Source organism: Pseudolysinimonas sp., from assembly GCF_051954455.1.
Taxonomy (GTDB): domain Bacteria; phylum Actinomycetota; class Actinomycetes; order Actinomycetales; family Microbacteriaceae; genus Pseudolysinimonas.
This window is the reverse complement of the sequence record NZ_JBQCHS010000033.1, coordinates 96,592-108,775: the sequence shown is the minus strand read 5'-3', so window position 1 is coordinate 108,775 and position 12,184 is coordinate 96,592. Positions and strand designations below refer to the sequence as shown.

Annotated in this window: 15 protein-coding genes and 1 tRNA gene; 9 read left to right on the top strand and 7 right to left on the bottom strand. The window is 72.2% G+C overall.

The genetic code is table 11. The annotated features are described in order from the left end of the window. Nucleotides 1-3: 3 nt before the first annotated feature. The gene (locus ACTHM3_RS14130) at nucleotides 4-537 is read right to left on the bottom strand and encodes an FHA domain-containing protein FhaB/FipA (protein WP_440406871.1); all 534 of its coding nucleotides are present in this window, start codon (nucleotides 535-537) and stop codon (nucleotides 4-6) included. Next, nucleotides 534-1,244, bottom strand: coding sequence for an FhaA domain-containing protein (locus ACTHM3_RS14125; protein ID WP_440406870.1), 711 nt, complete (start codon nucleotides 1,242-1,244; stop codon nucleotides 534-536). The genes ACTHM3_RS14130 and ACTHM3_RS14125 overlap by 4 nt, the downstream gene beginning before the upstream one ends. Before the next feature lie 137 nt (nucleotides 1,245-1,381). On the opposite strand from ACTHM3_RS14125, the gene ACTHM3_RS14120 reads away from it, so the two are divergent. Next, nucleotides 1,382-1,468: transfer RNA gene (locus tag ACTHM3_RS14120), tRNA-Leu, on the top strand. Between the two features lie 64 nt (nucleotides 1,469-1,532). Then, nucleotides 1,533-1,790, top strand: a complete 258-nt coding sequence (locus tag ACTHM3_RS14115) for a glutaredoxin domain-containing protein (protein WP_440406869.1) — start codon at nucleotides 1,533-1,535, stop codon at nucleotides 1,788-1,790. Between the two features lie 6 nt (nucleotides 1,791-1,796). On the opposite strand, the gene ACTHM3_RS14110 is transcribed toward ACTHM3_RS14115, so the two are convergent. Continuing rightward, nucleotides 1,797-2,033: a hypothetical protein gene (locus ACTHM3_RS14110; protein ID WP_440406868.1), complete on the bottom strand. Its 237-nt coding sequence runs from the start codon at nucleotides 2,031-2,033 to the stop codon at nucleotides 1,797-1,799. An 87-nt stretch (nucleotides 2,034-2,120) separates the two neighbouring features. On the opposite strand from ACTHM3_RS14110, the gene ACTHM3_RS14105 reads away from it, so the two are divergent. Continuing rightward, nucleotides 2,121-2,714, top strand: a complete 594-nt coding sequence (locus ACTHM3_RS14105) for a hypothetical protein (RefSeq protein WP_440406866.1) — start codon at nucleotides 2,121-2,123, stop codon at nucleotides 2,712-2,714. 4 nt (nucleotides 2,715-2,718) lie between these two features. On the opposite strand, the gene ACTHM3_RS14100 is transcribed toward ACTHM3_RS14105, so the two are convergent. Further along, a complete protein-coding gene (locus ACTHM3_RS14100) occupies nucleotides 2,719-3,189 on the bottom strand; it encodes a MarR family winged helix-turn-helix transcriptional regulator (protein WP_440406864.1) in 471 nt (156 codons plus the stop codon). A gap of 43 nt (nucleotides 3,190-3,232) precedes the next feature. Here ACTHM3_RS14100 and ACTHM3_RS14095 point away from each other — a divergent pair, with 43 nt between their 5' ends. Together ACTHM3_RS14095 and ACTHM3_RS14090 are read left to right on the top strand one after the other, a co-directional pair. Continuing rightward, on the top strand, nucleotides 3,233-3,448 hold the full coding sequence (locus ACTHM3_RS14095; RefSeq protein ID WP_440406863.1) for a hypothetical protein: 216 nt from the start codon (nucleotides 3,233-3,235) through the stop codon (nucleotides 3,446-3,448). A 74-nt stretch (nucleotides 3,449-3,522) separates the two neighbouring features. Further along, entirely contained in the window at nucleotides 3,523-4,905 is a 1,383-nt protein-coding gene (locus ACTHM3_RS14090) for an LLM class flavin-dependent oxidoreductase (RefSeq protein ID WP_440406862.1), read from the top strand. Here the strand turns inward: ACTHM3_RS14090 and ACTHM3_RS14085 are convergent. Then, nucleotides 4,902-5,543 (bottom strand): response regulator, encoded by a 642-nt coding sequence (locus tag ACTHM3_RS14085; RefSeq protein ID WP_440406860.1) that lies wholly within the window; start codon nucleotides 5,541-5,543, stop codon nucleotides 4,902-4,904. The genes ACTHM3_RS14090 and ACTHM3_RS14085 overlap by 4 nt on opposite strands. After that, nucleotides 5,540-6,715, bottom strand: a complete 1,176-nt coding sequence (locus ACTHM3_RS14080) for a PspC domain-containing protein (protein WP_440406859.1) — start codon at nucleotides 6,713-6,715, stop codon at nucleotides 5,540-5,542. Before ACTHM3_RS14080 ends, ACTHM3_RS14085 begins: the two co-directional genes overlap by 4 nt. A gap of 104 nt (nucleotides 6,716-6,819) precedes the next feature. Between ACTHM3_RS14080 and ACTHM3_RS14075 the strand changes: the two genes are divergently transcribed. The 4 genes from ACTHM3_RS14075 to ACTHM3_RS14060 all read left to right on the top strand — a co-directional run bounded on the left by ACTHM3_RS14075 (nucleotide 6,820) and on the right by ACTHM3_RS14060 (nucleotide 10,816). Further along, on the top strand, nucleotides 6,820-8,388 hold the full coding sequence (locus tag ACTHM3_RS14075; protein ID WP_440406858.1) for a PspC domain-containing protein: 1,569 nt from the start codon (nucleotides 6,820-6,822) through the stop codon (nucleotides 8,386-8,388). Further along, on the top strand, nucleotides 8,385-8,708 hold the full coding sequence (locus ACTHM3_RS14070) for a hypothetical protein (protein WP_440406857.1): 324 nt from the start codon (nucleotides 8,385-8,387) through the stop codon (nucleotides 8,706-8,708). Before ACTHM3_RS14075 ends, ACTHM3_RS14070 begins: the two co-directional genes overlap by 4 nt. Before the next feature lie 65 nt (nucleotides 8,709-8,773). Continuing rightward, complete coding sequence (locus tag ACTHM3_RS14065; RefSeq protein WP_440406855.1) at nucleotides 8,774-10,465, top strand: sodium:solute symporter family protein; 1,692 nt, start codon at nucleotides 8,774-8,776, stop codon at nucleotides 10,463-10,465. A gap of 12 nt (nucleotides 10,466-10,477) precedes the next feature. Continuing rightward, complete coding sequence (locus ACTHM3_RS14060; RefSeq protein WP_440406854.1) at nucleotides 10,478-10,816, top strand: hypothetical protein; 339 nt, start codon at nucleotides 10,478-10,480, stop codon at nucleotides 10,814-10,816. Nucleotides 10,817-10,819: 3 nt separating this feature from the next. Here the strand turns inward: ACTHM3_RS14060 and ACTHM3_RS14055 are convergent, their stop codons facing one another. Then, nucleotides 10,820-12,178 (bottom strand): MFS transporter, encoded by a 1,359-nt coding sequence (locus ACTHM3_RS14055; RefSeq protein WP_440406853.1) that lies wholly within the window; start codon nucleotides 12,176-12,178, stop codon nucleotides 10,820-10,822. Between the last annotated feature and the right edge of the window lie 6 nt (nucleotides 12,179-12,184).

Genomic DNA, 12,184 nt, shown 5'->3' with positions numbered 1-12,184 from the left:
GGGCTACCGCCGCAGTTCGAACGTCGTGGTCCCGATGGTCACCGGCACGTTCGGGGGGACGGGGGTCGGCAGCGTCACACGGGCTCCGTCGAGGAACGTGCCATTCGTGGAGTCTAGGTCCTGCACCACCCACTGGTCGTTCCACAGCATGAGCCGGGCGTGATGCGTGGACGTGTAGTCGTCGCGGATGACGAGGCCGGATTCGCTGGAGCGCCCGATGGTCAGCTGCTCGTCCGGCAGGTCGATCGCCATGCCCTCGCGCGGTCCGCTCGTGATGACGAGACGGCGCGGCGTGGCCGCGTCGGCGAGCGGCGGCTGGCGACGGACCGGCTCGGTGAGCGCCTCGGGGGCGGCGGCCGCCGGAGCGCCGACCGGAACCGGGGCGGGAGCGACGCTCGCGGGCGCCGCGGGCATCTTGCGCACCCGTTGCCCGAACAGGTCGGAGCGCAGCGCGAACACGACGACGAAGACGAACACCCACATGAGCAGCAGGAAGCCCAGCTGCAGCACCAGCAGTGTCAGGCTGCTGGCGTTCATCGACCGCCCTCGTGCCGCGCGGGGGCGAGGCCGTCGGACGACGCGGACTGGGGGAGCACCCGGAACACGATACGGGTGCGCCCGATCTCGATCACGGAGTCGGCCGGAAGCGGCGCCTTCGTGATCCGCTGCCCGTTGAGCACCGTGCCGTTCGTCGAGCCGAGATCGTCGATCTCGCCGCGGGCGCCGTCCCAGAGCACCTGGGCGTGATGCCGCGATGCTCCGGTGTCGTCGATCGTGACGTCGGCGTCGGATCCGCGCCCGATCACCGTGCGCCCCTTGCGCAGCGGGAACCTCTTGCCGGCGATGTCGAGGACGGGGTTCCACGAGATCTCGCCCTTGGCCGTCTGCGAGTCGATGCGGAGCGTCCCCGTGCCGACGCTCTCGTCGCGCTGGAGCACGATCGAGATGCCGCCCGCGAATGCGTAGCGCTGCGCGACGGCGTGCCGCTGCACGAGCTGCGTGAACTCGTCGATGAGCGCCGGGCCGAGGCCGGTCATGCGTGCGTGATCCTCGGGCGAGAGCCGCACGGTGAAGTCGTTCGGGACGAGGATGCGGTCGCGCGCCACGACGGCGGCCTTCGTGTCGAGCTCGCGCCGCAGGGCCGCCGTGACCTCGAGGGGCTGCAGACCGCTCTTGAAGGTCTTCGCGAACGCGCCGTTGACGACGCGTTCCAAGCCCCTCTCGAAGCTGTCGAGAATCCCCACGGGGCTCCCCTCTCCATCGGTATCCCGCATGCTATCCGCCCGACCCGGGAGAACGAACGGCGTCCGGCCGCCTCACGGACTCGCGGCCGCCCCGCGGATGGTATCGTCGCAGGGTTGACCGCAGGGATGCGGTCCACGCGCGAGTGGCGGAATTGGCAGACGCGCTGGCTTCAGGTGCCAGTGCCCGCAAGGGCGTGGGGGTTCAAGTCCCCCCTCGCGCACCACATCAGGTGCATCGACGATCGGATCGGTCGGAATGATGCGGCGCTCCGTCCGGTTGGCTTCGACGTGACCCCCGAACGCATCACGATGTACGGCGCCGACTGGTGCAGCGACTGCCGACGCACGAAGAGTCAGCTCGACGGGCTGGGCATCGCCTACGACTACCTCGACGTCGAGGAGTCGAAGGAGCTGGCCGACGAGGCGCAGCGGATCTCCGGCCGGATGAACATCCCGGTCGTCGTCTACCCGGACGGCGCGCACCAGGTCGAGCCGAGCAACGCCGCCGTCGAGGCGAAGCTGCGGGAGCTCGAGCTCCTCACGTAGCGCGGGTCAGTAGGAGAGACGGTCGACGAAGGCGAGCGGCGGCACGTCGCCGCGCTCGCGCCACATCCGGACCGCGGCCTCTCCCGCTCGCTTGGCGCAGGATCCGTCGGTGCCGAGCTCGTAGAGGTAGGCGGCGGCGCCGAAGGCGCGCAGCGTCTCGTCGCACGGCTCCGCGATGGCGGCGGCGCGCAGCTGCAGCACCTCGGCCTCCGTGGGCGCGGCGGGACGGTTCCGTCCGAACATCGGGCTTCCTCTCTTGCGGACCCAGATGATCCTGCACCTCTTTCGCGCCGCGCGCACAATCGGACGCGCCGCATAGCATCGGAGCTGATGCGATGGCGGCGACGCCGGCGGGCGGACGTCGGCACCTTCCGGGCTCCCGAGCCCGCGCCTCCGGCGACCCTGGAGGACCTCGTCGACGACGGTCTGCTCATCGCGGAGTCGGCCGCCCGCATGACCGTGAAGAACGAGGTCATCCTCCGCGCGCTCCGCGATCGCGCCGACTACCGGCCGGAGGGCGCCCGCGAGCTCGCCCGGGAGGAGCTGCGGCGGCTGGCGGTCGAGGCGCGTCTCGACGCCCGTCGGCTGGAGGAGGAGCGGGACCGCGCCGAGGATCGACCCGGCAAGGCGTCGCACCAGTCGGACTACCGCGCGGGCGACATCGAGCACCTCGACCGGCGGATCGAGGCGAGCGCCGCGCTCGCCGAGCGGCTCATCCGGCTGTCGGCCGACGACGACCACCTGGACGGCATGGTCGAGGTGGCGCGCCGTCAGGCCTGGGAGGAGGTCGGAGCGAGCCTCGCGGAGCGCACGGAGCAGGCCTGGACGCTCCGCGACCGCCTGACGACGCCCGAGCGGCAGCGCCGCATGGGGCTCATCGGCGACGACCTGAAGGCGCTCGCCAAGGAGCACCGCGGTCGCTGACCCGTCACGCCGGGACGAGGCCCATCCGGGCCGCCCGCCCCAGCCCGAGGAGGGTGTCCCGGACGGCCACCAGGTCGTCCTGCGCGATCCCGAGGCGCGCCATGATCGTCGGCGGCACGTCGAGGGCGCGTTGGCGCAGCTCCCTGCCCGCGGTCGTGAGCTCGACGGCGAGGGCCCGTTCGTCCTCCGGGTTGCGCTTGCGCTCCAGCAGGCCGGCGGCCTCGAGCCGGCGCAGCAGCGGGCTGAGGGTGGCGGGCTCCAACGAGAGGCGTCGCCCGAGCGAGCTGACGCTCTGCGGGCTCTCCTCCCAGAGGGCGAGCATGACGAGGTACTGCGGGTGCGTGAGCCCGAGCGGCTCGAGCACCTCGCGGTAGAGGGCGACCACGTCGCGCGCGGCGGTCACCAGCGCGAAGCAGACCTGCCGGTCGAGGGCGAGGAGGTCGTCGGGCGCCGGAGAGGTCGAGGAGGCGGGCACGAGGTCAAGCGTAGTGCACGAATAGTTAGTACACTCACTATCCGTGGACGCACAGCAGACGCCGCTCCGGTGGTGGGACCGCCTCAACCGCGCGATCTTCCCGTTCATGGGGCCGGCGCAGCTCGGGCCGGGGAGGGGAGGCGAGCGACCGGCGGAACCGCGGCTCAGCACCTGCCCTCTCTGCGGGGCGGAGATGAGCGCGCACGTCGTCGAACGCACGCGCGACCAGCACACCCCGACGCGGCTGATCTGCCCGTAGCCCGCCGCTGCGGCATGTGACGTCGCGTTGCGCCCCGAGTCGACGCGCCCCGGCAGAGCCGGGAGGATCCCGGCATGGCCCCTCGACAGATCCGGTTCAACGCGTTCGACATGAACTGCGTGGCGCACCAGTCCTCGGGGCTGTGGCGGCACCCGCGCGACAGGTCGGCCACCTACAACACGCTGGAGTACTGGACGGAGCTGGCCGAGCTCCTCGAATCCGGCACCTTCGACGGGATCTTCATCGCCGACGTGCTGGGCACCTACGACGTCTACGGCGGCACCAACGAGGCCGCCATCCGCCACGGCGCGCAGGTGCCGGTCAACGACCCGATGATGCTCGTCTCGGCCATGGCGCTCGTGACCGAGCATCTCGGCTTCGGGGTGACGGCGGGCACCGCCTACGAGCATCCCTATCCGTTCGCGCGCCGCATGACGACGCTCGACCACCTCACCAAGGGCCGCGTCGGCTGGAACGTCGTCACCGGCTACCTGCCCAGCGCCGCGCGCAACATGGGCGCCGACGACCAGCTCGAGCACGACGACCGCTACGACCACGCCGACGAGTACCTCGAGGTGCTCTACAAGCTGTGGGAGGGGTCGTGGGAGGACGACGCGGTCGTCAAGGACCGCGAGCGCGGCGTCTTCACCGAGCCGTCGAAGGTGCACGAGATCGGCCACCGGGGGAAGCACTTCACCGTGCCCGGCATCCACATCTCGGAGCCGTCGCCGCAGCGCACGCCCGTCATCTACCAGGCGGGCGCCTCGAAGCGCGGCATGACGTTCGCGGCCGAGAACGCCGAGGCGATCTTCGTCGCAGCGCCGACCAAGGAGGTGCTGACCGGCACCGTGACGCGGATCCGCGACGCGCTCGAGGCGGCGGGACGCGACCGATACGCGGCGAAGATCTACACGCTCCTGACGATCATCACCGACTCCACGCCCGAGAAGGCGCGCGAGAAGGAGGCCGACTTCCTCTCCTACGCGAGCGAGGAGGGCGCGCTCGTCTTCATGTCGGGCTGGATGGGCATCGACCTCTCCACCTACGACCTCGACGAGCCGGTCGGCAACGTGAAGTCGAACGCGATCCAGTCGGTCGTGCAGAACTTCGCGGAGTCGGCGGAGCGGGGCCGGGAGTTCACGGTCGGCGACATCGGCCGGCACGGCGCGATCGGCGGGCTCGGACCCTACATCGTGGGGTCGGGGGAGGAGATCGCCGACCAGCTGCAGGCGTGGGTCGAGGAGACCGACGTCGACGGGTTCAATCTCGCCTACGCGATCACGCCGGGCACGTGGGAGGACGTCATCGAGTACGTCATCCCGGTGCTGCGGGAGCGCGGGGTGTACCCGACCGAGTACGAGCCGGGAACGCTGCGGCAGAAGCTGCACGGGCGCGGGGACCGGCTCCCGGCGGAGCACCGCGGGGCGTCGTACCGCTACGTCCCGGCCGGCGCCTAGAGCAGCTTCCGCTCCAGGGCCCACGCCGTGAGCTCGTGGCGGGAGGAGAGCTGCAGCTTCCGCAGCACCGCGGAGACGTGCGTCTCGACCGTCTTGATCGAGATGTAGAGCTCGGAGGCGACCTCCTTGTACGCGTAGCCGCGCGCGATCAGCCGCATGACCTCGCGCTCGCGGGCGCTCAATCGGTCGAGCTCGTCCTCGGCGGTCGCCTGCTCACCCTGGGCAGCGCCGAAGGCGTCGAGCACGAAGCCCGCGAGCTTGGGCGAGAACACCGCGTCGCCGTCGGCGACCGAGGTCAGCGCGCGGACGACGTCGGCCCCCGAGCTGGTCTTGGTGATGTAGCCGCGGGCCCCGGCGCGGATGACGCCCACCACGTCCTCGGCGGCGTCCGACACGCTGAGCGCGAGGAACCGGACCTCACCGAGCAGGTCGCCGCAGCGCCGCAGGACCTCGCCGCCGCCGCCTTCGGAGCCGGGGAGGTGCACGTCGAGCAGCACGACGTCCGGACGCAGCTCGTGCGCCATCTGCACCGCCTCGTCGGCCGTCGCCGCCTCGCCCACGACCTCGACGGCGTCGCCGAGCTCGGCCCGGAGACCCGCCCGGAAGATCGAGTGGTCGTCGACCAGCAGCACCCTCACGCGCGCGCCGCCGGGAGCGGGAGGCGCAGCCGCACCTCGGTGCCGCGATCGTCGCTGCGGACGGTCGCCTGGCCGCCGGAGCGCTCCATGCGCCCGACGATCGACTCGCGCACGCCGATCCGTCCCTCCGCGACCGCGTCGACGTCGAAGCCCGCGCCGCGGTCGCGCACGAAGAGCTCCACGGCGTCCTCGCCGACCTCGAGGTAGACCGCCACGTCGCCGCCGGCGTGCCGGGCGGCGTTGAGCATCGCCTCGCGGGCCGCGCCGATGAGGGCGCCGCTGCGGATGTCGGCGGTGTCGCCGACCGTGACGATCTCGAAGCGCACGGGATGCGCGAGCTCGAGCTCGCCGGCCGTGGTCCGCAGCTCGGTCGCCGCATCGCCGGCGAAGGGGTCGGTGCCGGCGAACAGCCAGTCGCGGAGCTCCCGCTCCTGGGCGCGGGCGAGGCGGGCGACCTCGCTCTGCGGGCCCGCGCGGTGCTGGATGATCGCGAGGGTCTGCAGCACGGAGTCGTGCAGGTGCGCCGCGATCTCGGCGCGCTGCGACTCGCGGTCGCGCGCGGTGCGCTCGGTCATGAGGTCGGTCCAGAGCCCGACGATCCGCGGGGCGATGAGGATCACGACCCCGATGAACGCGACCACGAGGCCGAGCACCGTCGCCAGGATCGAGTGCGGCATGGGCAGCAGCAGGATGCCCTCGGCGACGAGGATGCCGCCCGCGACGGCGCCGACGGCGCGGCGGTACCGTGCGTCGTGCCGCGGGTCCGCGCGGTCGAGGACGAGCGTCCAGACCAGGGCGAGGATCGCGAGCGCGGCGCTGTCGACGGCCGCCGGCACGAGCGCGGAGGTGCGGGCGGTATCGAGGTGCGCGATGCCGAGCGCGATCACGGCGGCGACGCCGGAGAGGCTCACCAGGATCGTCGCCCCGGGGATCGAGCGGCGGACCCGCGGCGCCTCCTCCTCGGCGAGCGGCACGAGCGCCCACAGCCAGAGGTAGAGCAGGACACCGCCCCCCCCGAGGAGCGCGAGCACGATGGCGGCGAGGCGGATCGCGCCCACGGGCCGCTCGAGATGCTGCGCCACGCCCGCGCACACGCCGCCGAGCACCATGCGCCGCGGGCGGCGGAGGGCCGGGCGGGCCGGCCGCTCGAGGCGGGTCGGGGCGGCGGTCATGCGACGATCCAAGCACGAGGCCCGGCGGCCGCGGCCCGGGATCAGGGTCGGATCAGGGGTTCACCCCATGGAGCCGAGCGACGCTCGCGGTCCAGCATCGAGACATGGCATCCGCACCCCCGTCATCCGAGCCCGAGGCCGAGACGCCGCCCGACTCCGGGCCCGAGGCCCCGACCGCCTCGGCGGCGCCGGAGCCCGCGCCCGAGCCGCGGTTCTTCCGCTGGATCCGCGGCCTCGGCCTGGTGCGCCGCACGGGATGGCTGGGAGGGGTCTGCGCCGCGGTCGCCGAGCGCACCCGGCTCGACCCGATCCTGGTCCGGGGGGTCGTCGTCGTGCTCGCGGTGCTCGGCGCCCCCGTGGTCCTCGCGTACGCGGCGGCGTGGTTCCTGCTGCCCGACGAGAAGGGCGCGATCCACGCGCTCACGCTCGCCCGCGGCCGGGTCGAGGGCGCCGTGGTCGCGATCGCGGCCCTCACGGTCGCCTCGTTCCTCCCGCTGACGCAGGGCTTCTGGTGGGTCGGCGCCGTCTACTGGGGCGAGCCCGACTTCGCGTCCTCGGCCGGGCGGATCCTCTGGACGATCGTCGTCATCGTCGTGGCGGTGCTCGTGGTCGTCGGGCTGGCCCGCCGGTCCGCGCACCCGGAGGTACCGACGGTGCCGGCCACGACCGACGACCGGCCCGAGACCATCCCGCGCCCCGCCGAGGCCGCGGCGTTCGTCACCGAGCCGACCGCGGCGGCCTCGGCCGCCGCGCCCCCGACCGCGCCCGCCGTCCCGGCCGCCGGCGCGAGCGACGCCGAACTCGCCGCCTGGAAGGCGCAGCAGGAGGCCTGGAAGCAGCAGCGCGCCGCGTGGGTCGCCCGGCAACGAGCCGAGGACCGCGCCCGCCGCCTCGCCGCCCAGGCGGCCTGGGCGGAGCAGCGTCACGCGCTGCTCGCCGAGCGCCGACGCCGGGAGCCGTGGGCCGGCGGCGCGGTCATCGGCATCGTGTTCGGGCTCGCCCTCATCGCCGGTGCCGGCGTCGGGATCGCGACCGCTCTCGCCGTGCCGCGCGGCGCGGGCGGCTGGCCGGCCGGCTTCGCGGCGGCCGCAGCCGTCTTCGGGCTCGGTCTCGCGGTCGCGGGCCTCGCGCGGCGGCGGGCCGGGGCGCTCGCCGCCTTCGCCGTGCTCGCCCTCGTCGGCGCGCTCGTCACCGTGCCCGTCGCCGCCGACCGGCAGCTCGTCCCGTGGGTGGGCGGGTACGGGCTCGACACGACCCGCAGCGGAAGCTACGCGCGGGCCGGCGGCGAGACGTCGTTCTTCGTCGCACCCGGGCGGAGTGCGCCGGGGACCGTGGTCGACGTCTGGCAGCGCGGCGGCCTCATGGATGTTCTCGTGGAGGACGGCGCCGCCGTGCGGATCATCGCGACGGTGCACGACGGCTCCATGGGCCGGATCGGATCGAACGGGGATCTCGAGCTCCTGACGCCGGACTCGGTCCGCGGCGGCGTCGCGCACTACGACCTCGTGGACGGGACGGGGACCCCGGCGGTGACGCTCCGTCTCCAGCTCTACTCCGGCTCCATCCAGATCTCGCCGGCCCGGTCGGACGCGACCCCGGAGCCGACCCCCACCCCGTCCTTCACCACCTCCACCGCACCGAGCACCGCACCGACCGAAGGAGCGACCCCGTGACCGGCACTGCTGCCACGCCCGAGACGACGCGCGAGACGACACCCGAGAGCCGCCCCCGGATCCGGGTCGCCGCGGTCGTCTGGGGGCTCGTCGTCGCCGCGCTCGGCGTCGGGGTCGCCTGGTTCGTGATCGACCCGTCGCGCGTGACGTCGACCGGCCTGAGCCTCCTCGGCGCTCAGCCGGCGGCGCTCGGCATCGTCGCGGTCGGGCTGGTCATCGTCGTCGGGTCCGTCATCGTGATCGGCTCGCTGCTCAGCGTCGTGCACCGTGCACAGGACCGCGCGCGCGATCGTCGGGCGGACGGCACCGAGCGAACCTGAACGCAGCCTGACAACGGCGGCTCCCGGTCGGCCTCGCCGTCGCGCCCGGGGCGAGGATCGAAGGCATGACCGGTGTCGTTCTGGCGGCCGGATCGGGGAGCGGCATCCAGCTCAGTCTGAGCTGGGTCGACTACCTGATGCTGGCGATCTACTTCGTGGTGGTGCTGGGGATCGGATTCGTGGCGCGTCGCCGCGTCCGGACCAGCATGGACTTCTTCCTGAGCGGGAGGTCGCTGCCCGCCTGGATCACCGGTCTCGCCTTCGTGAGCGCGAACCTCGGCGCCACCGAGATCCTCGGGATGGCGGCGAACGGCGCGCAGTACGGCATGGCGACGCTGCACTACTACCTCATCGGCGCGGTGCCGGCGATGGTGGTCCTCGGCCTCTTCCTGATGCCCTTCTACTACGGCAGCAAGGTCCGGTCCGTGCCGGAGTTCATGCTCCGGCGCTACGGCAAGGGCCCGCACCTCGTCTCGGCGATCGCGTTCGCGGTCTCGAACGTCCTGATCGCGGGCATCAACCTCTACGCGATGGCGATCGTCATCGAGGCGATGCTCGGCTGGCCGGAGTGGCTCGCGATCATCGTCTCGGCGGCGTTCGTGCTGGCGTACATCACGCTCGGCGGGCTCTCCTCGGCGATCTACAACGAGGTCATGCAGTTCTTCGTGATCATCGCGGGCCTCGTGCCGCTCACGATCGTCGGCCTCAACCGCGTCGGCGGCTGGGGCGGGCTCGTGAAGGCGTTCGAGAAGACGGATTCCGTCCAGCACCTGCAGGCCTGGGCCGGCACCGCGGTCGGGCACGTCACGAACCCGCTCGGCGCCGACTGGATCGCGATCGTGCTCGGCCTCGGCTTCGTGCTGAGCTTCGGCTACTGGACCTCAAACTTCACCGAGATCCAGCGCGCGCTGTCGGCGAAGAACATGTCGGCAGCCCGCCGGACCCCGCTGATCGCGGCGTTCCCGAAGCTCTTCATCCCGTTCATCGTCATCATCCCCGGCGTCATCGCCGCCGCCGTGCTCGGGCCGGAGCTCGCGGGCAAGGGGGGCAGCGGCCTCACCTACAACGACGCGATCCCGAAGCTCATGCAGATGTACCTGCCGTCGGGCGTGCTCGGCGTCGCGGTCACCGGCCTCCTCGCCTCCTTCATGGCGGGCATGGCGGCCAACGTGTCGAGCTTCAACACCGTCTTCACGTACGACATCTGGCAGCGGTACATCAAGCCGAAGATGACGGACGCGTACTACCTGATGACCGGGCGCTGGGTCACCGTCGCCGGGGTGGTCGTCGGCATCGGCACCGCGTTCATCGCCGCCGGCGCGTCGAACATCATGAACTACCTGCAGACGCTGTTCTCCTTCTTCAACGCCCCGCTGTTCGGCGTCTTCGTGCTGGGCGTGCTGTGGAAGCGCATGTCGCCGGCGGGCGCGCTCTGGGGGTACGTGACCGGGATCATCACGCCCGCGATCGTCTACGTCTGGTACCTGATCGACAACAGCATCTTCAACTCGGCCGCGGCCGAGACGATGTACGGCGCGATCATCTCGTTCGCGACGGTGCTCATCGTCGGCACGGCGATCAGCCTCTTCACGAAGCCGAAGCCGATCGACCAGCTCGGCGGCCTCGTGTTCGGCGTCGGCAAGATCGACCTCAAGGGCGACGCGGTCGTGGGCGACCAGGCGTGGTACCGATCTCCCGTGCTGCTCGGCGTCATCGCCCTCGTCCTGTGCGTCGCGCTCTACCTGCCCTTCCTGTGATCGGAGACCGAGATGGCTGACGAGAAGAAGACCCTCACCGACGCGGAGAAGGACGCCGCGGTCACGTCCACCCGGCGCTTCGACCTCCGGCGCATCATCGGCGCCCTGTTCGTGCTCTACGGCGTGATCGTGCTCATCGTGGGGCTCGTGGACCTCGGTTCGACCCGCGAGACGAAGATGACCGGCGGGATCGAGATCAACATCTGGACCGGCATCGGGATGCTGGTCCTCGGCGGGCTCTTCTTCCTCTGGGACCGGCTCGCACCGGTGCCGGCGGAGGACATCGTGAAGAACCTCGAGCACGAGGACGATGCCAAGGCCGCGGGCGAAGGCGACATCGAGAAGTTCTGAGGCCTACGGCGCGGGGTGCCGCGCGTCGTAGGCGCGGAGCGTCCGCACGACGCGCAGGATCGTCGCCACCAGCACCACGATCGCGATGCCGCCGAGGACCGGCGGGAACCACAGCGCGACGAGCGACGCCACGATCCCGGCGTACAGGTCCCCGACCCGCGGACCACCCGTGACGACGACCGTGAAGATCCCCTGCAGCCGCCCGCGCATCCCGTCCGGGACCGCGACCGAGAGCATCGTGCCGCGGAAGATCGCGCTCACCTCGTCGGCGGCGCCGCTCCCGGCCAGCGCGACCGCCGCGAGCAGCAGCGCCACGATGTTCACCCGGGCGAACGACGACCCGACCGACCCGAACCAGCCGGTCTGCATGACCCCGATCACCACGCCGAACAGCAGGATGCACGCCCCGTAGATCATGACCGCGCGCGCGATCGCGACGCCCTGGCGGTGCACGTGCCCGACGGGACCGCTGAACAGCCCCGCCAGGAAGGTGCCCACCGCGGCGGAGGCGGTGAGGACTCCCACGGTCACCGGACCGCCCCCGATGACGAGCGCTCCGACCGCCGGGAACAGCGTGTACGGGCGGCCGAGTCCCATCGCGATGATGTCGATGAGGAAGCCGGAGCGGATGTTGGGCGCCCGGCGCAGGAAGGCGGCGCCCTCCTTGAGCGATCGCCACCCGGGCCGCACGGCGTCGTGGAGCGGGGCGAGCGAGGGGAGGCTCAGGATCCCGAGGAAGCCCGCCGTGAAGAGGACGGCGTCGACCCCGTAGGTCCACGCGAATCCGAACGCCGCGACGAGCACACCCGCGATCGCCGGGCCGACGGTGAGCGACAGGCCGAAGCCGATGCCGCCGAGGGCGTTGGCGGGGGCGATGAGCTCCGGCGGCAGGATGCGCGGGTAGACCGCCGCGCGGGTCGTGTTGGAGATCGTCGCGGCGACCGAGTTGAGGGTCGTCAGGACGTAGAACTCCCAGAGCGGGGGTGAGCTCTCGTGCTGCACCGCCAGCAGGACGGAGAGCGCGATGAGCCCGAGCGTGGTGCCCCAGCCGACCAGCGAGCTGACGATCAGCACGATGCGCCGGTCGAACGCGTCGGCGAGCATCCCGCCCCAGAGGCCCGCGACGATCATCGGCACGAGCGCGATGCCGCCGACGAGCGAGACCGCGAGGGTCGAGCCGCTCAGGTCGTAGATCTGCAGGCCGACGGCCACGATCGTCAGCCAGGCGCCGGTCCCGGAGATCGTGGAGCCGATCCAGAGGCGGGCGAAGGCCCGCTCCCGCAGCGGTCGCAGGTCGGCGAACCGCCGACGGCGTTCGGGGGCGGGAGCCGCGGGCGGCGAGGAGGACGCGGGATCGGACACCGCCTC